The 22,700-nt window shown below is 68.4% G+C and carries 22 protein-coding genes; 14 read left to right on the top strand and 8 right to left on the bottom strand.

Annotated elements, in window-relative coordinates; all coding sequences use genetic code 11:
* The first annotated feature begins 48 nt into the window (after window positions 1-48).
* Window positions 49-1,038 carry a Bug family tripartite tricarboxylate transporter substrate binding protein gene (locus AC07PF_RS12505; protein WP_494612077.1) on the top strand — a complete coding sequence of 330 codons (990 nt, stop codon included), beginning with the start codon at window positions 49-51 and terminating at the stop codon, window positions 1,036-1,038.
* A 189-nt stretch (window positions 1,039-1,227) separates the two neighbouring features.
* Window positions 1,228-3,369, top strand: coding sequence for an alpha/beta hydrolase domain-containing protein (locus AC07PF_RS12500; RefSeq protein ID WP_494612076.1), 2,142 nt, complete (start codon window positions 1,228-1,230; stop codon window positions 3,367-3,369).
* Between the two features lie 123 nt (window positions 3,370-3,492).
* Here the strand turns inward: AC07PF_RS12500 and AC07PF_RS12495 are convergent, their stop codons facing one another.
* Window positions 3,493-4,413 (bottom strand): LysR family transcriptional regulator, encoded by a 921-nt coding sequence (locus AC07PF_RS12495; protein WP_494612075.1) that lies wholly within the window; start codon window positions 4,411-4,413, stop codon window positions 3,493-3,495.
* Between the two features lie 106 nt (window positions 4,414-4,519).
* On the opposite strand from AC07PF_RS12495, the gene AC07PF_RS12490 reads away from it, so the two are divergent.
* From AC07PF_RS12490 to AC07PF_RS12480, 3 genes are all read left to right on the top strand, one after another.
* A complete protein-coding gene (locus tag AC07PF_RS12490) occupies window positions 4,520-5,386 on the top strand; it encodes an MBL fold metallo-hydrolase (protein WP_494612074.1) in 867 nt (288 codons plus the stop codon).
* Window positions 5,387-5,481: 95 nt separating this feature from the next.
* Window positions 5,482-5,745, top strand: coding sequence for a hypothetical protein (locus AC07PF_RS12485; protein WP_494612073.1), 264 nt, complete (start codon window positions 5,482-5,484; stop codon window positions 5,743-5,745).
* A 3-nt stretch (window positions 5,746-5,748) separates the two neighbouring features.
* Window positions 5,749-6,399, top strand: coding sequence for a DsbA family protein (locus AC07PF_RS12480; RefSeq protein WP_494612072.1), 651 nt, complete (start codon window positions 5,749-5,751; stop codon window positions 6,397-6,399).
* 19 nt (window positions 6,400-6,418) lie between these two features.
* On the opposite strand, the gene AC07PF_RS12475 is transcribed toward AC07PF_RS12480, so the two are convergent.
* Together AC07PF_RS12475 and AC07PF_RS12470 are read right to left on the bottom strand one after the other, a co-directional pair.
* Window positions 6,419-7,555: a zinc-binding dehydrogenase gene (locus AC07PF_RS12475; protein ID WP_494612071.1), complete on the bottom strand. Its 1,137-nt coding sequence runs from the start codon at window positions 7,553-7,555 to the stop codon at window positions 6,419-6,421.
* 67 nt (window positions 7,556-7,622) lie between these two features.
* Window positions 7,623-8,489 carry a LysR family transcriptional regulator gene (locus AC07PF_RS12470; protein WP_494612070.1) on the bottom strand — a complete coding sequence of 289 codons (867 nt, stop codon included), beginning with the start codon at window positions 8,487-8,489 and terminating at the stop codon, window positions 7,623-7,625.
* A gap of 84 nt (window positions 8,490-8,573) precedes the next feature.
* Here AC07PF_RS12470 and AC07PF_RS12465 point away from each other — a divergent pair, with 84 nt between their 5' ends.
* The gene (locus AC07PF_RS12465) at window positions 8,574-9,548 is read left to right on the top strand and encodes a DMT family transporter (RefSeq protein WP_494612069.1); all 975 of its coding nucleotides are present in this window, start codon (window positions 8,574-8,576) and stop codon (window positions 9,546-9,548) included.
* A gap of 18 nt (window positions 9,549-9,566) precedes the next feature.
* Here AC07PF_RS12465 and AC07PF_RS12460 read toward each other — a convergent pair whose 3' ends face one another.
* Window positions 9,567-10,010 carry a YybH family protein gene (locus AC07PF_RS12460; protein ID WP_494612068.1) on the bottom strand — a complete coding sequence of 148 codons (444 nt, stop codon included), beginning with the start codon at window positions 10,008-10,010 and terminating at the stop codon, window positions 9,567-9,569.
* 186 nt (window positions 10,011-10,196) lie between these two features.
* Here AC07PF_RS12460 and AC07PF_RS12455 point away from each other — a divergent pair, with 186 nt between their 5' ends.
* A complete protein-coding gene (locus tag AC07PF_RS12455) occupies window positions 10,197-10,712 on the top strand; it encodes a DUF1801 domain-containing protein (protein WP_494612067.1) in 516 nt (171 codons plus the stop codon).
* Here AC07PF_RS12455 and AC07PF_RS12450 read toward each other — a convergent pair.
* Window positions 10,709-11,704 carry an endonuclease/exonuclease/phosphatase family protein gene (locus AC07PF_RS12450; protein WP_494612066.1) on the bottom strand — a complete coding sequence of 332 codons (996 nt, stop codon included), beginning with the start codon at window positions 11,702-11,704 and terminating at the stop codon, window positions 10,709-10,711. The two genes, AC07PF_RS12455 and AC07PF_RS12450, sit on opposite strands and share 4 nt — an antisense overlap.
* Window positions 11,705-11,899: 195 nt before the next feature.
* Between AC07PF_RS12450 and AC07PF_RS12445 the strand changes: the two genes are divergently transcribed.
* Window positions 11,900-12,325 (top strand): DUF6882 domain-containing protein, encoded by a 426-nt coding sequence (locus tag AC07PF_RS12445; RefSeq protein WP_494612065.1) that lies wholly within the window; start codon window positions 11,900-11,902, stop codon window positions 12,323-12,325.
* Window positions 12,303-12,770: a hypothetical protein gene (locus tag AC07PF_RS12440; protein WP_145698712.1), complete on the top strand. Its 468-nt coding sequence runs from the start codon at window positions 12,303-12,305 to the stop codon at window positions 12,768-12,770. The genes AC07PF_RS12445 and AC07PF_RS12440 overlap by 23 nt, the downstream gene beginning before the upstream one ends.
* Window positions 12,771-12,776: 6 nt before the next feature.
* On the opposite strand, the gene AC07PF_RS12435 is transcribed toward AC07PF_RS12440, so the two are convergent.
* The 3 genes from AC07PF_RS12435 to AC07PF_RS12425 all read right to left on the bottom strand — a co-directional run bounded on the left by AC07PF_RS12435 (window position 12,777) and on the right by AC07PF_RS12425 (window position 16,490).
* Window positions 12,777-13,394 (bottom strand): immunity protein Imm33 domain-containing protein, encoded by a 618-nt coding sequence (locus tag AC07PF_RS12435; protein WP_494612064.1) that lies wholly within the window; start codon window positions 13,392-13,394, stop codon window positions 12,777-12,779.
* A 118-nt stretch (window positions 13,395-13,512) separates the two neighbouring features.
* Window positions 13,513-14,664 (bottom strand): hypothetical protein, encoded by a 1,152-nt coding sequence (locus AC07PF_RS12430; RefSeq protein ID WP_494612063.1) that lies wholly within the window; start codon window positions 14,662-14,664, stop codon window positions 13,513-13,515.
* Window positions 14,637-16,490 (bottom strand): bifunctional metallophosphatase/5'-nucleotidase, encoded by a 1,854-nt coding sequence (locus tag AC07PF_RS12425; protein ID WP_494612062.1) that lies wholly within the window; start codon window positions 16,488-16,490, stop codon window positions 14,637-14,639. Before AC07PF_RS12425 ends, AC07PF_RS12430 begins: the two co-directional genes overlap by 28 nt.
* 257 nt (window positions 16,491-16,747) lie before the next feature.
* Here AC07PF_RS12425 and AC07PF_RS12420 point away from each other — a divergent pair, with 257 nt between their 5' ends.
* The 5 genes from AC07PF_RS12420 (at window position 16,748) to AC07PF_RS12400 (ending at window position 22,690) form a co-directional block, all read left to right on the top strand.
* Complete coding sequence (locus tag AC07PF_RS12420) at window positions 16,748-17,962, top strand: ROK family protein (protein ID WP_007849284.1); 1,215 nt, start codon at window positions 16,748-16,750, stop codon at window positions 17,960-17,962.
* On the top strand, window positions 17,959-19,446 hold the full coding sequence (locus tag AC07PF_RS12415) for a sugar ABC transporter ATP-binding protein (protein ID WP_494612061.1): 1,488 nt from the start codon (window positions 17,959-17,961) through the stop codon (window positions 19,444-19,446). The genes AC07PF_RS12420 and AC07PF_RS12415 overlap by 4 nt, the downstream gene beginning before the upstream one ends.
* Entirely contained in the window at window positions 19,427-20,452 is a 1,026-nt protein-coding gene (locus AC07PF_RS12410) for an ABC transporter permease (RefSeq protein ID WP_186458039.1), read from the top strand. The genes AC07PF_RS12415 and AC07PF_RS12410 overlap by 20 nt, the downstream gene beginning before the upstream one ends.
* Window positions 20,453-20,562: 110 nt before the next feature.
* Window positions 20,563-21,543 (top strand): substrate-binding domain-containing protein, encoded by a 981-nt coding sequence (locus AC07PF_RS12405; protein WP_494609496.1) that lies wholly within the window; start codon window positions 20,563-20,565, stop codon window positions 21,541-21,543.
* 133 nt (window positions 21,544-21,676) lie between these two features.
* Window positions 21,677-22,690, top strand: a complete 1,014-nt coding sequence (locus AC07PF_RS12400) for a sugar phosphate isomerase/epimerase family protein (protein ID WP_494612060.1) — start codon at window positions 21,677-21,679, stop codon at window positions 22,688-22,690.
* Window positions 22,691-22,700 lie beyond the last annotated feature (10 nt).

Genomic DNA, 22,700 nt, shown 5'->3' with positions numbered 1-22,700 from the left:
CCATTTTTCGATTCCATCCACCATCAACAACACCAGGAGACATACGCCATGACCGCATTCCACCTTCCTTCCCGCCGACGGGCCTTGTCCACCGCCGTGGCCCTGGCTGCATCGCTGGGCTTTGCCGGCACGGCCATGGCCCAGGCCTACCCGGCCAAGGCCATCACCTTCGTGGTGCCGTTTGCGGCCGGCAGCGCCACCGACCAGCTGGCGCGTGCCATCGGCCAGTCCATCACCACCGACACCAAGCAGCCCGTGGTCATCGACAACAAGGCCGGTGCCAGCGGCATGATCGCCGCGCAGGCGGTGGCCAAGGCGCCTGCCGACGGCTACACCATTCTCATCACCACCAACACCACGCACGCGGCCAACGAGCACCTGTACAAGAAGCTCTCGTACGACCCGGTGAAGGACTTCGCGCCCATCAGCGGCCTGGGCAAGGGCGGGCAGGTGATGGTGGTCAATGCCGCATCGCCCTACAAGAGCGTGGGCGACGTCGTGGCCGCGGCCAAAAAGACGCCGGGCAAGCTGAGCTTCGGCAGCGGCAGCTCGTCGAGCCGCATGGCCGGCGAAATGCTCAAGCAGCTGGCGGGCGTGGACATCCTGCACGTGCCCTACAAGAGCAACCCCCTGGCCATCACCGACCTGCTGGGTGGGCAGATCGACCTGATGATCACCGACACCTCCACCGGCGTGCCCCAGGTCAAGGCCGGCAAGCTGCGCGCCCTGGGCTATTCGACGCAAAAGCGCAGCTCGCAGCTGCCCGAGGGGCCCACCATCGACGAGGCCGGCGTCAAGGGCTACGACATGGGCTACTGGTTCGCCGCCTACGCCCCTGCCAACACGCCGCCGGCCGTGGTCGCGCGCCTCAATGAACTGGTGGCCGCCGCCACCAGGAGCGCCGCCGCCAAGTCGTTCTACGACACCGCAGGCTCCGAAGCCTGGACCACCACCCCCGACGAGCTGGCCAGGTTCCAGGCCGCGGAAACGGTGAAGTGGGGCAAGGTCATCAAGGCCGCCGGCATCGAAGCCGAGTAAGCCGCCGCCGCACGACCCGCGCACCCGGGTCCTGAACCCGCAAACCGCCGGCTGCGCCCCTGGGCAGCCGGTGTGGGCGCAGCCATGCCTGCCTGAGCACTTGCCCCCGTGCAGGCTGGCCCACGCCCGATTTTTCCGCAGAGCACGCGAACCCGGCCACCAGAGCCATTACCCAAGGAGACAAGCGACATGAGAAAACACCATCTGTACAGAACTGCCGGTGCCCTGGCCCTCACGGCAGCCGCTGCGGGGGCCCTCACGGCCTGCGGCGGCAGCAGCAGCGACGACGGCCTGACCGGCAAGGCCCCGGCCATGAAGCTCGAGATCACTGCGCGCGAGGACTTCCCGGGCAGCTACGGCACGGTGGGCGCTTACGAGCGCCTCACGGGCACGCTGTCGGGCGAGGTGGACCCGGCCGATCCCAAGAACGCCATCATCCAGGACCTGGCGCTGGCGCCGGTCAATGCGCGTGGCATGGCCGAGTACAGGACCGAGTTCGTGATGCTCAAGCCCAAGGACATGGCCAAGGCCAGCGGGGTGCTGCGCTACGACGCGCCCAACCGCGGCAACATCCTCACCATGCTCAACCCCACGGCCACGCCCAGCGATGCCGTGTACCTGGAGCGCGGCTACGTGGTGCTGTACTCTGCCTGGCAGGGCGACGTGCCCAAGAGCACGGCTGCCCGCCTCACGGCCACGGTGCCCGTGGCGAAGAACAAGGACGGCACCAGCATCACCGGCCCGTACCGCGCCGAACTGGTGCCCACGGCCGCCAGCCCCGCGATGACCCTGCCGGGCGGCGTGTTCAACGGCAGCATGATTCCTTACGAGCCCGCCAGCCTGGACAACACCCAGCCCGGCTATTCGCTCACGCGCCGCGCCAACGAGACCGACGCGCGCATCCCCGTGCCCACTGCGGACTGGAAGTTCGCCACCTGCGACGCCACGGGCGCCAATGCCTTCCCCGGCACGCCCAATGGTGCCAGCGTCTGCCTCAAGGGCGGGTTCGACCCGGCCTACCTGTACGAGCTGGTCTACGTGGCCAAGGACCCCAAAGTCATGGGCGTGGGCCTGGCCGCGCTGCGCGACACGGTGCACTTCTTCCGCAGCAAGGCGGCCGACGCCAGCGGCACCGCCAACCCGGTGGCCGGGCGCATCACGCACACGCTGGGGCAGGGCACTTCGCAGTCGGGCAATGCCATGAAGACCTTCCTGCACCTGGGCTTCAACCAGGCGCTCGACGGCAGCAAGGTGTTCGACGGCATGTACGCCCACGTGGCCGCGCGCCAGACCCACATCAACACCCGCTTTGCCGTGCCCGGCGGCGGCGGGGGCCTGCGCACCGACCACACGGCCTTCGGCCAGACGGCACCGCGCGGGCTCGACAAGGACTACATGGACGACGTGAGCGGCCGCCAGGGCGGGGTGATGAAGCGCTGCGCTGCCACCAATACCTGCCCCCGGTTCTTCCTGGGCCTGTCGGGCACCGAGTTCTGGCAGTTGCAGGGCTCGCCCGTGCTGACCGACGCCAATGGCCTGAGGGACCTGACCCAGCCCGACAACGCGCGCATCTACTACTACGCCAGCACCCAGCACGGCGGTGCCGGCGGCACGGCCAGCATCGGCTATGCACCCAGCCGCGCGCCATACCCCACGGGCACGGTGGTGCACTTCAACGACACCTTCCGCGCGCTGTTCCTGGGGCTGGAGGACTGGGTGGTGCGCGGCACCACGCCGCCCGCCAGCCAGGTGCCCAAGGTGGCCGACGGCACGCTGGTGCGCCCCGCGCAGGTGGCCTTCCCGGCCATGAAGGGGCTGACCTGGGCGGTGAACGGTGTGCAGACCGCCATCCCCGACTTCAACTACCTGGGCTGGCACAACAACTTCCCGCTGTTCGACTTTGGCCCGCAGTACCTGCCGCAGGACGAGGCCGGCATCGCCACCATCCTGCCCCCGCGCAACCTGAACCGCGACTACGCCATCCTGGTGCCCCAGGTGGATGCGCGCACCGGCCTGACCCGCGCCGGCATCCAGAGTGTGGAGGCCCGTGTACCGCTGGGCACCAGCTTCGAGTTCAACTACGTGGCCACGCCCGGCATCACCGACCTGGCCAACCTCACGGGCGGTTACATCCCCTTCCACACCACGCGGGCCGCGCGCCTGGCCGCTGGTGATGGCCGGGTGTCGCTGGAAGAGCTGTACGGCAACCAGGCCGGCTATGTGGCCGCGGTGACCGAGGCGGCCAACGCCTTGGTGGCCCAGCGCCTGCTGCTGCCGCGCGATGCGCAGGCCCAGATCGACCGGGCCAAGGCCACGATCATCTTGCCTTGAACATGCGTTGAAACTGGCGCCGCTGAGGCCAGTGCTCCCGCGCAAGGGCCGCCCCGCCGCGCTGGGAGCGTCCCCATCCCGACTCGCGCAGCGAGTCGAGAGAGGGGGAAGGCGCGAAGCGACTCAGGGGGTGTCTGCCAATGACCAGGGGGCTCCCTCGAACCGCTCAACGAGAAAATCGAGCAAGGCCCGCACCGCTGGCGACTGGTGCCGGCGCGAGGTGTACAGCGCGTTGATCGCCATCACCGGCAGTTCCCAGCCGGGCAGCAGCGCCTGCAACTCACCACTGGCAATGTGCGGGTTGGCCAGGTAGGTGGGCTGCAGCGCAACCCCGCCGCCGGCCAGCGCGGCGCGCAGCAGGGTGGTGGCCTCGTTGGCGCTGAAGTGGCTGGACACGGCCACGCGCTCGGTGCGGCCGTCCCGCGAGAGCTCCCACACGCTCTTGCCGAAGTTGGCGTAGCTCAGGCAGCGGTGGTGTTCCAGGTCGACCGGCTGCAGCGGCACGCCATGGCGCGCCAGGTAGGCGGGCGAGGCCACCAGCACCGAGTCGCAGCGCGCCAGCGGCCGGGCGATCAGCATCGGGTCGGGCCCGCTGCTGATGCGGATGGCCAGGTCGATGCGCCGCTCCACCAGGTTGAGCGCGCCTTCGCTGGCATCGAGGTCGATCTTGAGCAGGGGGTGCAGCGCCAGGAAGTCGGTGATCGCCGCGCCCAGCTGGGCGTAGGCGAACGAGACGCTGCAGGTCAGCCGCAGCTGGCCGCGAAGGCCACCCTCGGCGCCCTCGGCCGTGGCGCTGGTCTCTTCCTCGATGTCTTCTGCCAGCGCCAGCATCTGCTGGCAGCGGCGCAGTGCCTGCTCGCCGGCATCGGTCAGCGTCACGCTGCGGGTGGTGCGCTGCAGCAGGCGGGCCTGCAGCCACTGCTCCATCTCGCCCACATAGCGCGTGACCATGGCGCGCGACATCTCCAGTTTGTCGGCCGTGGCGCTGAAGCTGCCGCCGGTGGCCACTTCCACAAACACGCGCATGGCGGTCAGGCGGTCCATATTTGATCTATTTGCGCAACAAATATGCGCATTTTATGGGGTTTATTGGATCGATTGGTGCAAATAAACTGCAGCCATTCCAACTGAAACCACCCGGAGAATCCGCATGTTCCGCACCGCTGTCCTCGCTGCCACCCTGTCCGTCGCCTTTGCCGGCGCCCACGCCGCCGAGCCTCTGCAGCTCAAGGTCTACAACGCCGATGGCAACAGCTTCAACGTCAACTCCACCCTGGTCTATGGCGAGAAGGAAGCCATGGTCATCGACGCCGGCTTCACCCGCGCCGACGCGCTGCGCATCGCCGCCAACGTGCTCGACAGCGGCAAGGCCTTGAAGACCATCTACGTGAGCCAGGCCGACCCCGACTACTACTTCGGCGTGGAAACGCTCAAGGAGATCTTCCCCCAGGCCGAGGTGGTGACCACCCCCGCCGTGCTGGAGAAGATCAACGCCAAGCTGCAGGGCAAGCTGGCCTTCTGGGGCCCCAAGATGGGCGCCAACGCACCGCGCACCCCCGTGCTGCCCAAGGCCATCGCCGGCAACACCCTCACGCTGGACGGCCAGGTGGTGGAGATCCGCGGCACCACGGGCCTGCTGGCGCACCGCCCGTATGCCTGGATCCCCTCGGCCAAGGCCGTGGTCGGCAACATCGGTGTGTTCGGCACCAACACCCACGTGTGGACCGCCGACACCCAGACCGTGGCCGAGCGCAGCGCCTGGGTGGCCCAGCTCGACGAGATGGCCGCGCTGCAGCCCACCGTCGTCGTGCCCGGCCACATGGGGGCCGGCACCGCGCTGACCCCTGCCAATGTGACGTACACCAAGGGCTACCTGCAGGCCTTCGAGAGGAATGCTGCCGCCACCAAGACCAGCGCCGAGCTGATCGAAGCGATGAAGAAGGCCTACCCGGCCGCCCCTATGGGCCTGTCTCTGGACATCGGTGCCAAGGTCAACAAAGGCGACATGAAGTGGTAATTGGAGGGCGGGGCGGGCAGGCTCCTGTGTGACCTGGCGCCTTGTCAACCAACCATCCGACCATCGAAAGGACCCAGATCGTGCCAACACATCCCATGCAGCAAGTGCTGCAGCACCTGCGCGCCGGGCGCTGGGAGGCCGCGCACGACCTGGTCCAACACGATGGCTCCCAGCTGGCAGCCTGGCTGCACGGCATCCTGCATGTGCAGGAGGGCGATCTGGAGGACGCCGAGAACTGGTACGACCGGGCCAACCGGCGCTTTCGCAGCCGTGGCACGCTGTCGGAAGAGCTGGCGCTGTTCGAAGCCGCGCTCGCCCAATCCTTGCCGCCTTTTGATTCCGAATCTGAAAGACCTTGACCCATGGCCCTCATCTCGGTGACCTATCTGTTCGACCCCCTGTGCGGCTGGTGCTACGCCGCCGCGCCCGCACTGAAGCACCTGCAGGGTGTGGATGGCCTGGATGTTTCATTGACCCCATCAGGCCTGTTTGCCGGGCAGGGCGCCCGGCCCATGGATGCGCAGTTCGCCGCCTATGCCTGGTCCAACGACCAGCGCATTGAAAAGCTCACGGGCCAGCCCTTCACCCAGGCCTACCGCGACAACATCCTGGGTGCCGTGGCCGGCCGCTTCGACTCCGGCCCGGCCACCTTGGCGCTGACCGCCGTGGCCCAGACCGCACCGGGCCGCGAACTCGAAGCCCTGCACGCCCTGCAGCGCGCGCGCTATGTCGATGGCCGCGACACGGCCGATGCCGCGGTGCTGGCCGATGTGCTGGCGACCTTGGGCCTGGCGGATGCGTCCGCACTGGCCCGGGAGCCCGACACCGCGCTGCACCGCGCCACGGCCGAGCGCGTGGCCCACGCCCAGGCGCTGCTGCGCGCGGTGGGTGCGCGTGGCGTGCCGCAGTTGGTGGTCACGGGGCAGGGCGGGGCGCTGCGGTTGATTGGCGGCGATGCGCTGCTGGGGCCGCATGAGCGGCTGGTGGAGTTGGTGAGGGCCGCCGCAGCCTGATCCACCACCCGGCAGCAGATCACTCCATCGACGGATCGATCAGCACCTTGGCGCCGGTGTTGCGCGGCCCATAGAAGGCAATGGCTTCGGCGCCCAGCGCCCCGGCCAGCGACACCGTGCGCGCATAGTGGCTGGCAAAGGTGGTCTTGAGCTCGGCCGCCACGCGCTGGCGCAGGGCCTGCGCGGCGTCGTTGCCGATCTTCTGCAGGAACGGGAACAGCAGCCAGCCGCCCACGCCCCAGGCCATGCCGAAGCTGCGCTGGATCTCGGTGGGGCGGGTGTCCAGGTGGCCGTACAGGTAGACCTGCTTGTGCACGGCGGAGCCGTAGCGGCTGTACTCGGTGGCCTTGCGGTTGATGGCGGCTTCCATGCACTGCAAAATCTGCCCGGCCAGGGTGCCGCCGCCTGTGGCGTCGAAGGCGATTGTGGCGCCCGTGGCGGCCAGCGCATCGGTCAGCTCGGCCATGAAGCCCGGCGAACTGCTGTCGCAGACGTACTGGGCGCCGATCTCGCGCAGCAGCACCGCCTGCTCGGGCTTGCGCACGATGTTGACCAGGCCGATTCCGTCCTTCTGGCAGACCTTGTTGAGCATCTGGCCCAGGTTGCTGGCCGCTGCCGTGTGCACCAGGGCGGTGTGGCCCTCGCGCTTCATGGTCTCCACCATGCCCAGCGCGGTCAGGGGGTTGACGAAGCACGACGCCCCCTCGGCCGCCGTGGTGCCGGCCGGCAGCGGCAGGCACTGCGCGGCAGGCATGGCGCGGTACTGCGCGTACATGGCCCCGCCGATCAGCGCCACCGTGCGCCCGAGCAGCGCCTGGGCTGCTGGAGACGAGCCGGCTGCGACCACCAGGCCCGCGCCTTCGTTGCCCACGGGCATGCTCTGCCCCAGGCGCGCGGCCATGCCGGGCATGGCGCGCTCGGGAATGCGGGCGGTCACCACGGGCCGCTCGGCGCTGCCGGCCACCTGCACGGTAGACAGATCGGCCGGCCCGAACAGCAGGCCGATGTCCGACGGGTTGATGGGCGTGGCCTGGATCTGCACCAGCACCTCATCGGGCCCCGGTGTGGGCACGGGCGTCGGTTCGAGGCTGATCTGCAGCGTGCCGTCGGGCTGCACGAGCGAGCGCAGTTGCAGGGCGGTGGAGGGGATGGTCATGGGTGTCTCCGGGGAAATGTGCTGCATTCTCTCCCCTGCGAGCGATCTCCGCTGTCACCCACTTGGCTCACTGGGCCAGCGTGCGCACCATCTGCTCGTACATCGCATCCACGGCCGGTGAGCGCTGCGACGCCTTGCTGCGCAGCACCGACACATCCATCGAATCGAGCGTGGGCAGGTCGAACTCGACAGGCAGGTTCTGCAGGATCTGCAGGTTGGGCGGCACGCTGCAGCGCGTGAGCACGGCCACGGCCAGGCCGCTTTCCACGGCGGCCAACTGGCCGGCCAGGCTGGAGCTGTGGTACACGATGCGGTAGGCGCGGCGCCGTGCGGCCAGGGCCTTCATGGTGGCGATGCGCGCCAGGCTGGCCGACTCGTACACCGCGATCGGCAGCGGGTCGCGCCGCCAGGCCTCGAACTGTGCGGCGCCCACCCAGACCAGCGGCTCCTGGAACAGAAAGCGCCCGCGCTGCGGCTTGTCGCGCGAGACCAGGGCCAGGTCGAGTTCGCCGCGCACCACACGCGGGATCAGCGAGGTCGACTGCTCGCAGGTCAGCTCGATCTCCACCCCCTGGTAGCGGTGCGAAAAGCTGCGCAGCACCGGCGTGAGGTAGGTCGATGCATAGTCGTCCGGCACGCCCAGGCGCACCCGGCCCGCCAGCCGCGGGCCGAACAGGGCGGTCTGCGTCTCGGCCTGCAGCTCCAGCATGCGGCGCGCGTAGGCGAGCAGCTCTTGTCCCAAGGGCGTCAGCTCCAGATGGCGCGGGCCGCGCAGCAGCACCGGGCGGCCCAGCGCCGCTTCGAGCTTCTTGATCTGCATGCTCACGGCCGACTGCGAGCGGTGCACCAGCGGCGCCGCGCCGGAGAGCGAGCCGGCATCCACCACAGCGACGAATGCGCGCAGCCAGTCGATCTGCAGGTCGGGGTAGTTCATGCGTGCAATGTATTCGATTATCGAATGGCTGTGAGGCGAACTATGCGCTTTACCTGCGCCGTTAAAGATCCGACCATTGGCGCCATGAACCACAAGGCCTCCGTACTGACCGCCTCTTCCTCTCTCCTCACCGGTAGTGCCGACCCGGCCACCCTGGCCCGCGAACGCACCGGCCAGTGGCTCATGATCGCCGGCGGCATTCTGCTGGGCACCATCGGTGTCTTTGTCGAAGAGGCCGGCCAGCACCCGCTGGTGACGGTGTGGTTCCGCTGTGTGTTCGGTGCGCTGGCTTTGGTGGCCTGGTGCCTGGCCACGGGGCGGGGGCGCGAGCTGCTGCTGCGCGACCAGGCCAGGAGCCGCTGGGTGGCCTGCGCCACGGGCGTGTTCATGGTGCTCAACTGGGCGCTGTTCTTCGCGGCCATCCCGCGCACCTCCATTGCGGTCGCCACGGTGATCTTCCACGTGCAGCCCATCTGGGTCATCGTCTTCGGCGCACTGTTCCTGCGCGAGCGCATTTCGCCTGCCCAGTGGGCGGCCACGCTGGCGGCCCTGGCCGGGCTGGTGCTCACCACGGGCCTGCTCGACGGCATCCCCGCCGGCACAGCCGATGGCGGGGCCTATGTGGCCGGGGTGCTGATGTGCCTGGGCGGCTCGTTCTGCTATGCCGCCGTCACGCTGCTGGCCAGCCGTGCGCCTACGCCCATCAGCCCGTTCGCCCTGTCGCTGTGGCAATGCCTGGTGGGGGCCGTGCTGCTGGCCTGGGCGCCGCTGGCCTTTGGCTGGCCGCACACGGCGGCCGCCTGGGCCTGGCTCACGGGTTTGGGCGTGCTGCACACGGGTCTGGCCTATGTGATCCTGTTCGCCGGCATGGCCCGGCTGGCGCTGGGCAAGGTCGCGGTGCTGCAGTTCGTCTACCCGCTCACTGCCGTGCTGGTGGATTGGGCGGTGTACGGGCGCACGCTGAGCCCGGTGCAACTGGGCGGCGTGGTGTTGATGGCGGCGGCGCTGTGGACCATACGGCGGCCCGCCAAGGCGACCGTCGCGGCCAGGCCTGCCTGATGCACGTCCTGCAAAGCATCAGCTCTTTGCGTCGCCGTCCTTGCGCATATCCGCATGGCGGTGGATCAGCTTCCACTCGCCATCCTCCAGGCGAAAGACCTCGGTCGTGCGCAGCTGCATGGACACGCGTTCTTCCTTGCCGTCCATCATCACCTCGGCATGCTGTACGCCGGTCCAGAACGCCAGCGTGCCGCTGCTGGCACTTTGCATGACCTCGAACTGGCCTGTGCTGCCGTCGCGAAAGCTGCCCGCGCCCCGGCTGTGGCTGTGGGACACCTCGGCGGCACCCTGGACGGTGGTTCCGCTCGGCGGAAAGAAGGTGGCGGGGTCTTGCCGGGTGGCGATGTCTTTCAGCGGCCCGGGGTGGCCGTTGATGTAGTCGTTGGAGATGCGTTCGCGCGTGCGCAGAAAGTCCTGGAAGGAGGGGGCCTGCGGGAGGAAAAGGTCCTTGGGGGCGTTCATGGGGTGCTCCGTTCTTGATCCATCCATGACAGGCTAGGGGATGGCCGGGCGCAGGGTGTAGGCATTGGAGCCTGGGGACTGTCGGACATGGTCGATCCGTGGCGATACCGGCTGGATGGCAGGCCTGCAAGCCGATACACTGCGGCGGCGCGGGCAGCCGTCCGCCCGCCGCAAGGAGACCCACGAATGGCAGCAACCCCCGCCAAGGCCAGCCCTCGCAAGAACAACGGCAAGAGCGCGGCGCTGCAGGCCCCGGCCGACGGGCAAAGTGAATCGGCATCCGCCCTCATCGACGCCAAGATCCGCGACCTGGCCGACTGGCGCGGCGACACCCTGGCCCATCTGCGCAAGCTCATGCATGAGGCCGTGCCCGATGTGATCGAGGAAGTCAAATGGATGGGCGTGCCCGTCTGGTCCCACGCCGGCATCCTGTGCACGGGCGAGACCTACAAGCAGGCCGTGAAGATGACGTTTGCCAAGGGCGCCTCGCTGCCCGATCCCAAGGGCCTGTTCAACTCCAGCCTGGAGGGCAACACCCGGCGCGCCATCGACGTGCGCGAGGGCGAGGTGGTCAACGAGGCAGCCTTGAAGGCACTGTTCCGTGCGGCGGCGGATTTCAATGCATTGCAGGCTGCGCAGAAGAAGGCCAAGCCCAAGGCACCTGCGGCAAAGAAAGCCCCGGCAGCGAGGAAAACAGGTTAAGGCGCAAGCGTCAGGCGCACCACCACGGGCCGGTGGTCCGACCCCAGGTCCGGCCCGGTGCGCGAGTTCAGTACCTGCCAGCCGCTCGAGGCCAGCACATGGTCGAGCGGCAGCACCGACAGCCAGCCAAAGGCGTTGGGCCAGCTGGGTGCAGCCCCATTGGCGCGGCGCAGGGTGGCTTCCACCGTGAACAGGCTGCGTGCCCAGGGGGTGGTGTTCAGGTCGCCGGCCAGCAGGGCCAGCCCTCCGGTTTGGGCCAGGCGCCCGGCCTCCTGCACCAGGGCACGGTCGCGGGCCTGGGCGAAGCCTTCATCCAGCGGCGGCATGGGGTGCAACGCGCTCAGGTGCACCGCTTTGCCATTCCAGGCCACGGTAGCGCGCAGCCTCAGGGTGTCACGCAGGTCCTGCGGCTGCAGCGTCTGCAGGTCCGACAGGGGATGGCGCGACAGCACGGCCAGGCCAAAGGGGTCGGGCTGGGGGGCTGCCAGCCGGTGGGGGTAGCGCGCGGCCACCGCGGGGTTGCGCACCAGCGCTTGGTGGGCCAGTTCGGTGAACTCCTGCAGGAACACCACATCCGGTGCACTGGGCGACGCCAGCCAGGCCGTGAGCGGGTCGAAGTCGGTGGTCGACGCGTTGAGGTTGGCGCTGCCCACGGTCAGCACGGCGTCGGGGCTCGATGGCTCGGCGCCACGCGGCAGCATGGCCGGCTGCCACAGGAAGCTACCGCCCAGTGCCAGCACCGCCAGGGCCAACCACCCGCGGCCCATGCTGCTGGGGGGGCGCGCCAGTGCCAGCACCCCCAGCGAGATCGCCCCCACCACCGCGCAGAGCCATTGCCAATGGGCTGCCAGTTCCACCAGCCATTGCAGTGTGGGCACCTGGTCCGCCGGCAGCATGCGCGAAACCGGCGCCGTGAGGGCGCCCAGGACGCACAGCCAGGCCAGCCACCGGGCCCTGGCGGTGATGAAGCGGGGAACTGCGGCATGTGGCATGCGGTCAAGGGGCAGAGCGACGGGGGAAGGTGCAGGACAATTTGCGGAATGTACTGATCGTGGGATAGTGCCTGGGTTGGACGGCCGGTGGGTACTGTCCAGCCTGACACACCACCATACCCGGATACTATCGCCCGAAATCCCATGCATCTCCATCGCCACCATCAGGACACCACAGACGCCAGGTTTGCAGACTTGCTGCGCATTGCCATGGACGGGTACCGGGCCAGGCAGGAGGCCTTCAGCCAGGCCATTGCCGGCTTTTCTGCATGGAACATCGACGAGGAAACGGCGACGCTGACACTCACCGGCGATGGTGGCCAGGCGACCTGCGTGTACCAGGCGACCCCCATCGTCACCTACCTCCCCGCGTCGGAAAGTCTCGCCTGGGTGTGGGCCAACGACGCCTTCCCTGCGCTGTCCAGGAGCAGGGCCGGCCGGGTCAGGGAACTGGCGCTGGAGACCGGCTACCAGGTGTTCGAAACCCCGCAGCTGCGCGCCAGCCCTGGCGACATGGACGAGTTGTGCGCCCTGGCCCTGCACTATCTGCAAGGCGTTGCCGTGTTCAAGGCCAAGGGCCAGGAACCTTGGGTCTGCTATGTCCTGCATGCAGCCGCCTGAGCTGCGCGCCCAGCCGCTGCCCCGCGTTGTCGTTGTTCCCCGCCCCCCATGGGCGGGACCGGTGGACATGGAGCGGTGCGACCGCTTCGAGGATGTGGATCACGATGCCCTCCAGGATTTGCGCGCCGTGATCGAGGCCGAGGTGTGGCGCCGGGTGGTGCAGTACGCCAGCGGGTTGCCGGCTGGCAATGCATTCCCCGATCTGGAAAGGCTGACCGGCGAGTGCTACCTGTCTGCCGAGCGCTATTGGATTCAGGACGAGCCCTGGTTTGCGAAGGTCGGCAGACAAAGGGAGGTGTGCTTCAGCTATTTCGTGCGCTGCCTTGAGCGTCAGAACGCGCTCAATGCAGATGATCGCGACTATCTGGGCCTGGAGGTCCACTTCCGGTGGCGGCGCGAGTCGGGCAGTTTTCACTGGGTCGCCACGGACTCCAGCAGCATCTAGATTGCTTCAGACCGTTGCCCAGCGCTCCTGGTTGCGGTCGTCGGCAATCCCCCTCAGTTCATCGCCCCGCCACACGCAGATCCAGTCCACGGGCAGCGCCATCGCTGCCAGCAGGTGGGGGCGCAACACCAGCAGTTGATGAAGCCGGATCGCTTCCAGGTTCTCGGCGCCCGCCGCCGCGGGCCCATCGGCCAGCCCGACATACCACCCGGAATCTCCCGGTGTGGGTTCGGACCGCTGGGCGTAGATGCCGGGTTCGGCCAGGCAGCCCTTTTGTACGACCACCTTGTCGTCGAAGCGCGCCGCCAGGCCTTCGCTCCCCACGCGGCGCAGCAGGTCGGTCTGGGCCGCCAGGATGCGCAAGGTGGTGGAGACCTCTGCCCGGGTGAGTGTCAGCGGGTCGGTGTCGAAGGCCGGCTCGCGGACTTCCAATACCCCGTTGGCCGTGGCCGCCAGGGTCAGGACCGACCAGCCCACCTGCACCGTCGTGCCGCTTGCCAGACCCGGCCCTGCGTGGTCCCGGCTGGCAATCAGGTCCAGAAGCCATTGGCCCTGGTGGTCCAGATCGCCGTGGCAGGCGAGGGTCAAGAGGCCGTGGGCAATGGATTTCTGAAGGGTGATCATGGGGCAGTGTGGCGTCGCTCGGGTGTGCTGCGAGATGGTAGCGGCTGCGCCGACCCGGGTTCCACCACGCAGCCAGCAGACGGGCCTGCAAAAGCGCAGGCCTTGCAGCTTGCCCGCCTCAGCGGGCGGCGATCACCTGCAGGGTGCTGCGCATCGCTGCTTCGTACACCGCGTCGGGCCCCAGGCGGCCGCCGTCCCTGGACACAGGCAGCGCCACGCGCCCTGCGAATGCTTCGCGCAAACGGGTCGCGGCCACCAGCCTGACGCCAGCACCATCGGACAGCGCGACGCCTGCGAAGCGGCCAGCCTGGTCGAAGACGGGCCCGCCGGGCACCATGCCCTGGTGCATGGACGGATCGAGGTCGCGGTCCCCCTGCGCATCCCTGGCGGCGCCGACGAAGCCCGTGCGCAGCAGGGGCCACGCTGCCCCCGCGCCACCGGCCTGCGCATACCCCACGGCGAACGCCACGGCGCCGGGGAAGACATCAACGGGAACCATGCCCAGGGACGGCGCGGGCAGCGGGCTGCCCAGGCGCAACAGGGCGATGCCGCCCGCGCCGCGCCCCTGTAGAGGGGAGGCCGGGACCAATTGACCCAGCCCGTTGCGCACCCACAGCCGCCGGCCACCGGCGACGGCGCGCGCGGGCACCAGCGCCGTGCGGCCTTCATCCACCAGCGTGCCGGCTGCGACCATGTGCGCGCCGCGTGGCAACCCCGTCGAATCGCCATAGGGCGCCAGCCGCGCGGGTGGCAGCAGCATTTCACCACTCGCGTGCGGCGCACCCGACGCCAGCTCACGGCCCACGCTGGCCACCAGCGGTTGCGACGGCGCACGCGCCTGGGCATCGGCCAGCAGCTTGCGGGCGATCACATCCTGCCCGCCTGCGTGCAGCAGCCAGGCGTACAGCGCCGCACCGCCCACCGCGTCGAGGTGCGCACCCGCCGTGTGCGCGCCAAACGCCAGCGCGCGCCGGTACTGGCCCGACTGCATGTAGCTGCGCACCAGGCCCATCTCGGTGTCGGCAGAGTGCAGGATCAGCGCGGCACGGTCGAAGCCCTGCTCGGCTTTCTCTGCATCGCCTGCCGCCAGCGCGGCCTCGGCTTCGCGCAGCAGGGCTTCGCGTTCGCGCAGGCGCTCGGCGTCGGGCGGGCGGGCGGCTGCCGCCTGCATGATCGCCTTGAGCTTTTCCTCGGACGCTGGGGACGCCGCCAACGGGCCCGCTGCCAGCCCCAGCAGGCCGATCAGGACGTCACGGCGCCGGTCGGACATGCGGCGTTGCTGCCAGTGCCGGTGCGGTTGATGCGCACGCTGCCCGCATCGTTGGGGTTGTTGCCCAGCGTGTAAGGTGCCTTGGGCGCCTTGAAGCCGGACAGGTAGGCCACGAGCGCATCGATGTCCTGCGCGCCGCCCAGGCGGTTGGTGCCCTTGAGGAAGGTGGAATAACCGTCGCCGCCGTCGGCCATGAAGTTGTTCATCGTGACGCGGTAGGTCTTGGCCGGGCTGGCGACCGTGCCCGAGGCGTCGACGATGGTCTCCGTCGAAGAGCCGTTGCGCAGCGTGACATTGCTCACGCGCGCACCGCAGGCCTTGGCGCCGTCCCAGGTGTACTTGAAGCCGTTGGACGGCAGCATCACGCGCGTGGCCGTGGTCGACTGGCCCTTGCACCCCGCGAACTGCTCTTCCAGCACGTCCTTCAGGTCCTGCGCCGTGAGCGACATGGTAACCAGGCTGTTGCCGAACGGCTGCGTGGTGAAGGCCTCGCCATAGGTGACGTTGCCGGCCCCTTCGCCCACCGCGCTGCTCGCAAAGGTGAAGCCGGGGTTGCGCACGCCGCCGCCGTTCATCAGGGCGATGACCGCCGAGCCGAACGTGGGGCCCTGCGTGGCCGCCAGCATGGCGTCGGCGACCAGATCGCCGGCCGGCATGTTGCAGGCGCCATCGGTGCGGCTGTTGGGCAGCTCGGCGGCGATGGCACCGATCACCGTGTTGGCAATCGGCGAGACCAGGCTGTTGTAGCCCGCGATGATCTTGGCGACGGCTGCATCGGCCGGCACCGTGGGGTCGTTGCGCACCACCAGGCGGTTGGTGGTGGCGATGGCCGTGATGTCGCGCGTGGACGGGTCGATGGTCAGGTCCATATCGGTCAGCACGCGGCCGAACGAGCTGGAGCTGGTCACCGGGATGGTGCGGCCCGTGGCGTTGGGCAGCTTGCAGTTGTAGGCGGCGTGGGTGTGGCCGCTGATCACGGCGTCCACCGCGTTGTCCAGGCCCTTGACCAGGGTGGCGATGCCCGAGCCGGCGAGCGCGCCCTCGCAGCCGTTGATGTCCGACACCGTGCCAGACTGAAAACCGCCCTCGTGCACCAGCACGACGATGGCTTCGATGCCCTGGCCCTTGAGCTCGGGGATCAGGTTGTTCACCGTCTGGATTTCGTCGCGGAACTCCAGACCGGCCACGCCCGTGGGCGTGACGACGGTGGGCGTCGCCTTGAAGGTCATGCCGATGAAGGCCACCTTGACGCCCTTGAACTCCTTGACGCCATAGGCCGGCAGCAGGGGCTTGCCGGTGGCGGTGGCGATCACGTTGGCCGACAGCCACTTGAACTTGGCGCCCTCGAACGGCACCGGCGTGCCTGCCACCGCGCCCTTGCAGCTGTTGGGCTCGCCGGCCTTGCAGCCGCCGTTCTGCAGGCGCAGCAGCTCGGCCGAGCCCTTGTCGAACTCGTGGTTGCCCACCGAGTTGAACTCCAGCCCGATGCGGTTGAGCGTTTCCACGGAAGGCTCGTCCTGGAACAGCGCGGAGATCAGCGGCGAGGCGCCGATCGAGTCGCCCGCACCCACTACCACGTTGTTCGGGTTCTGGGCCTTGAGCTTGGCGACATGGGCCGCCATGAACTCGGCGCCGCCCACCGGTGGGCGCTCGGCCGCCGGAACGGCGGCACTGGCGCCGAAGGTGCCCGGGGATTCCAGGTTGCCGTGGTAGTCGTTGAAGCCGATCAGCTTGACGGTGAACGGTGGCTCGCTGCCGCCGCTGCTGCAGGCAACCGCTGTAACAGCCAGCGCGGCACAGGCCGCGGCAATCATTCGCAAGGTCATGGGTCCCTCTGTTGGTGGTGGTTTTTGGGCAGCTGGCAAGCAGCGTGAAGCAGGCGCACTCCAGCCTGCTGCCCAGTGGAGCCGGGCACCGTGACAAAGCCATGAAGAACTTTGGGCTAAATTAGGTCCAAGTTAAGTCTTGTGTGGCCTAAGTGGGCCGCATAGTATTTGCCCAACGCGTCCATTTGAGGCGCTGGTGACCCAGGCAAGGCCCACTACGGCCCCTGGGATCCCATGACAAGAACAGGAGACAAGCCTTGGCACGCTGGCACAACTGCGGCACTGAAGACCTGGACGTTCTGCAGACCATTTTCTGGTCGGCGGGCGCGTCGCGGCATGCGCTGGCGCAGCGGCTGGCCTATTCCAAGAGCAAGGCCAACGCCATGGTGGCGGCCTTGCTGGACGAAGGCCTGCTCGACGAAGTGGGCCTGCAGGAGTCCTCCGGCGGGCGCCGTGCCGAAACCCTGCGCCTGAGCGAGACCCTGGGCGTGGTGATCGGCGCCGACCTGGGCGCCACCAGCATGCAGGTGGCCATCATGCGGCCCGACATGACGGTGCTGGCGCGGCACCGCGAACCCATCGACGTGCGCCAGGGCCCGGGCGTGATCCTGGCGCGGTTGCGCGGCCTGATGCGCGAGCTGATGGCGCGCTGCGGGCTGCCGGCCTCGCAGGTCATCGCCATCGGCATGGGTGTGCCGGGGCCGGTGGACTTTGAAAGCGGCCAGCTGGTCAACCCGCCGCTGATGCCCGACTGGGACGGCTTTTCCATTCGCGACTACCTGCGCGAGGCCTTTGCAGCGCCGGTGTTCGTGGACAACGACGTGAACCTGATGGCGCTGGGCGAGCTGTGGCGGCTGCAGCGCAACCTGCCCAACTTTTTGGTCATCAAGGTGGGCACGGGCATCGGCTGCGGCATCGTCTGCCACGGCCAGGTGTACCGGGGCGCCAACGGCTCGGCCGGCGACGTGGGCCACATCTGCGTGGACCAGGCCGGCCCGCGCTGCCACTGCGGCAACCAGGGCTGCGTGGAGGCCATGGCCGCCGCGCCTGCCATGGCGCGCATGGCGCTGGCGGCGGCACAGGCGGGCGAAAGTGCCTTGCTGGCCGAGCGCCTGCAGGCCACCGGCACCCTGACCACCGAAGACGTGGCCCAGGCCAGCCGCGCGGGCGACGTGGCGGCCAACGCCATCATCCAGCGCGCTGGCAGCCTGGTGGGGCAGATGCTGGCCTCCATCGTCAACTTCTTCAACCCGTCGCACGTGTTCATTGCCGGGCGGGTGGCGGACATGGGGCCGCTGTTCCTGGCCTCGGTGCGCCAGAGCGTGTACCACCGGTCGCTGGCCCTGTCCACGCGCCACCTGGAGATCCAGTACGCCCCCCTGGCCGACGATGCCGGCGTGGTGGGCGCGGGGGTGCTGGCCATGCAGGAGAGCATGGCCCAGTCATCGCGTTCGGGAGGGACTGCACGATGAGCGTCGCCGTCGAGTTCCGCAACGTCACCAAGGAGTTCGGCCCCGTGCGCGTGCTGCACGGCGTGGGCTTCGCGCTGCAGCCTGGCCGCGTGTACGGCCTGCTGGGCGAGAACGGCGCGGGCAAGTCCACGCTGATGAAGATCCTGGCCGGCTACGAAAGCCCGACCACCGGCGAGGTGGTGGTGGACGGCGCCGTGCGCGCCCCCGGTGGCGGCTCGCGCGCGGCCGAGGCCCAGGGCATCGTGCTGATCCACCAGGAGTTCAACCTGGCGGACGACCTGACGATTGCGCAGAACGTCTTCCTCGGGCACGAGATCAGGAAGGGCCTGTTCCTGGACGACAAGGCCATGCGCGAGAAGACCCGCGCTGCCTTGGCCCAGGTCGGCCTGCCGCTGGACCCCGATACGCGCGTGAAGAAGCTCATCGTGGCCGAAAAGCAGCTGGTGGAAATCGCCCGCGCGCTGGCCCGCAATGCACGCCTGCTCATCATGGACGAGCCCACCGCCACGCTGACCCCGGGCGAGACGGAGCGCCTGTTCGCGCTGATGGCCGGGCTCAAGGCTGCGGGCGTGACCATCATCTACATCTCGCACAAGCTCGACGAGGTGGAGCGCACCACCGACGAGGTGGTGGTGATGCGCGACGGCCTGCTGGTGGCGCGCGAGCCCACGGCCAGCGTCACGCGCCGGCAGATGGCCAACCTGATGGTGGGCCGCGAACTGGCCGACCTGTTCCCCGCCAAGCTGCCGGCCCCGGCTGGCGAACCCGCGATCAGGGTGCGCGGCCTCACCGTGCCCGGCTGGGCGCAGGACATCGATTTCGAGGTGCGCCGCGGCGAGATCCTGGGTTTTGCCGGCCTGGTGGGCGCCGGGCGCACCGAACTGTTCGAAGGCCTGCTGGGCCTGCGCCCGCGCTCGGCAGGCACGGTGGAGCTGGCGGGCAAGACCGTGCAGCTCAAGAGCCCGCGCGATGCCGCGCGCCATGGCCTGACCTACCTGAGCGAAGACCGCAAGGGCAAGGGCCTGCACGTGCACTTCAGCCTGCGGCCCAACCTCACGCTGATGGCGCTGGAGCGCTATGCCAGCCCCTGGCTCGACCCGGCGGCCGAACAGGCCGCGCTGCGCGATGCGGTGCAGGAGTTCGGCATCCGCACCGGCTCGCTCGACGTGCGCGCGTCGTCGCTGTCGGGCGGCAACCAGCAAAAACTCGCGCTGGCCAAGGTGCTGCACCCCGGCCCCAGCGTGGTGGTGCTCGACGAGCCCACGCGCGGCGTGGACGTGGGCGCCAAGCGCGAGATCTACCACCTGGTGCAGCGCCTGGCGGAGCAGGGCCTGGCGGTGATCGTGATTTCGTCCGAACTGATGGAGCTGATCGGCCTGTGCCACCGCGTGGCGGTGATGCGCGCCGGCCGCTTGCAGACCACGCTCCAGGAACCCCATTTGACCGAAGAGGAGTTGATCGTCCATGCCACAGGTACCCGCTGAAAACGCCCCCACCCCCCAGGTGGCCGGCAGCCGCCACGGTGCCGCAACCGCCTGGTGGGGCAAGCTGCACGGACTGGGCCCGGTCATCGGCCTGGTGCTGCTGTGCATTGCCGGCACGCTGCTCAACAGCAACTTCGCCACCTACGACAACGTGATGAACGTGCTCACGCGCACGGCCTTCATCGGCATCATCGCGGTGGGCATGTGCTTCGTCATCATCTCGGGCGGCATCGACCTGTCGGTGGGCTCTATGGCTGCGCTGATCGCAGGCTCGGTCATCCTGTTCATGAACGCCATGGCGCCCGTGCTGGGCTCGCCCATGGCCGCCGTGGTGGTGGGCATGGCGCTGGCCGTGGTGCTGGGTGCGGTGTTCGGGCTGGTGCACGGCCTCTTGATCACCAAGGGGCGCATCGAGCCCTTCATCGTGACGCTGGGCACGCTGGGCATCTTCCGCGCCTACCTCACGTATTTCTCCAACGGCGGTGCCATCACGCTGGAGAACGATCTGTCTGACCTCTACAGCCCTGTGTACTACGCCAACCTGCTGGGCGTGCCCATCCCCGTGTGGATCTTCCTGCTGGTGGCGCTGGTGGGCGGCGTCATCCTCAACCGCACGGCCTACGGCCGCTACGTGCAGGCCATCGGCTCCAACGAGCAGGTGGCGCAGTACGCCGCGGTGGACGTGCACAAGATCAAGATCCTGACCTACATGCTGCTCGGGGTGTGCGTGGGCATCGCCACGCTGCTCTACGTGCCGCGCCTGGGCTCGGCATCGCCCACCACGGGCCTGCTGTGGGAGCTGGAAGCCATTGCCGCGGTGATCGTGGGCGGCACGGTCCTCAAGGGCGGGGCGGGCAGCATCACCGGCACGGTGGTGGGCGCCATCCTGTTGTCGGTCATCAGCAACATTTTGAACCTCACCAGCATCATCAGCGTGTACCTGAACGCGGCGGTGCAGGGCTTCGTGATCATCGCAGTGGCCTTCATGCAAAGGGGCAAACGGTGATGGATTTTCTGGATTGGTTTTTTCGGTAGGTCGTTTGACTTTCGTGTTCCCCAGCCGGCCAGCTTCCATGGCCTTTTTCATCAAAGCACAGCAACAGGAGACAACGCATCATGAACAGCCAACTTTCTTTCACCCGCCGCCTGGCCCTCTCGGCCGTGGGCGCCGCAGCCGCACTGGCGCTGGCCGGCCCTGCCATGGCGCAGGCCAACAAGGTCGTGGTGGGCGTGGCCATTCCGTCGGCCACACACGGCTTCACGGGCGGCATCGTGTACTGGGCCAACCAGGCCAAGAAGGACCTGGAAAAGGCCCACCCCGGCCTGCAGGTCATCGTCAAGACGGCCGGCGGCGCGCCCGAGCAGGCCAACCAGCTGCAGGACCTGGTCACGGTCAACAAGATCAACGCCCTGGTGATCTTCCCCTTCGAATCGGCCGCGCTGACCAAGCCCGTGGCCCAGGTCAAGGCCAAGGGCGTCTACGTAACGGTGGTGGACCGCGGCCTGACCGACACCAGCGCGCAGGACGCCTATGTGGCCGGTGACAACACCGCCTTCGGCAAGATCCCGGCCGAGTACATCGCCAAGGCGCTGAACGGCAAGGGCAATGTGGTGGCCATGCGCGGCATTGCCACCACGCTGGACAACGAGCGGATGGACGCGTTCAACGCGGTGCTCAAGAACCACCCCGACATCAAGCTGCTGGACGCCAAGTACGCCAACTGGAACCGCGACGACGCCTTCAAGGTCATGCAGGACTACCTGACCCGCTTCCCGCAGATCGACGCCGTGTGGGCGGCCGACGACGACATGGCCGTGGGCGTGCTCAAGGCCATTGAGCAGGCCAAGCGCAAGGACATCAAGCTGGTGTTCGGCGGCGCCGGTGCCAAGGGCATGATCAAGACGCTGGCCGACGGCAGCAACCCGCTGATCCAGGCCAACGTGTCGTACAGCCCCAAGTTCATCTACGACTCGATCAAGCTCACGGCCGAAGCGCGCATCAAGGGCGACAAGCTGCCGCCCACGACCATCATTCCTTCGGTGCTGATCACCAAGGAAAACGCCAAGAGCTTCTACTTCCCCGACTCTCCCTTCTGATCGGGACGCCTGATGGGGGCCTTGGCCCCCCATCGCAGCGACCGTGCCATGGCCGGCTGCTGCACCAAGGTCGATTGTTGCGATGGGCCGCCTGACCCAGCACGCGCTGCCCCCATTTCCTGGAGCCCCACCCATGCCAAGACCCGTCACCCTCTTCACCGGCCAGTGGGCCGACCTGCCGCTGGTCGAGCTGGCGCCGCTGGCACGCAGCATGGGCTACGACGGCCTGGAGCTGGCCTGCTGGGGCGACCATTTCAATGTGCAGGAGGCACTGGCCTCCCCGCAGTATGTGAAGGACAAGCATGCGCTGCTGGCCCAGCATGGCCTCTCGTGCTTTGCCATCGGCAACCACCTGGTGGGCCAGGCCGTGTGCGACCGCATCGACGAGCGCCACCAGTCCATCCTGCCGCCCCATGTGTGGGGCGATGGCGACCCCGAGGGCGTGCGCCAGCGCGCGGCCAGCGAGCTGGCCGACACGGCGCGTGCGGCGGCGAAGTTCGGCGTGAAGACCGTCACGGGCTTCACCGGCTCGTCGGTATGGCATGCCATCTATGCCTTCCCGCCCACCAGCCAGGCCTACTGGGAAAAGGGTTTTGCCGATTTTGCCCAGCGCTTCGGCCCGATCCTCGACGTGTTCGAGGAGCATGACATCAACTTCGCGCTCGAGGTGCATCCCACCGAGATCGCCTTCGACATCGCCTCGGCCGAGCGTGCCATTGCGGCCGTGAAGGGCCACCGGCGCTTCGGCTTCAACTACGACCCGAGCCACCTGGCCTACCAGGGCGTGGACTACGTGAAGTTCATCCGCCAGTTTGCCGACCGCGTCTACAACGCCCACATGAAGGACGTGTGGTGGGGCAAGGGCGACGGCACGGTGGGCGTGTTCGGCGGGCACACCAGCTTTGGCGACGCACGCCGCCACTGGGACTTCCGCAGCGTGGGCCGCGGCATGATCGATTTTGAATCCATCATCGTCGCCCTCAACGACATCGGCTACCAGGGCCCCCTCTCCGTGGAGTGGGAGGACAGCCGCATGGACCGCGTGCATGGTGCCACCGAGAGCGCCGCCTTCTGCAAGCGGCTCGACTTCAAGCCCGCCGCAGGCGCCTTCGATGCGGTGTTCGCCCGCGACGAGCAACCGAAATAACCAACAAGGG

The organism is Acidovorax sp. GW821-FHT10A04 (assembly GCF_059415825.1).
Note: the sequence above shows the minus strand (reverse complement) of the source record. Positions and strands in the feature narration are given on the sequence as shown.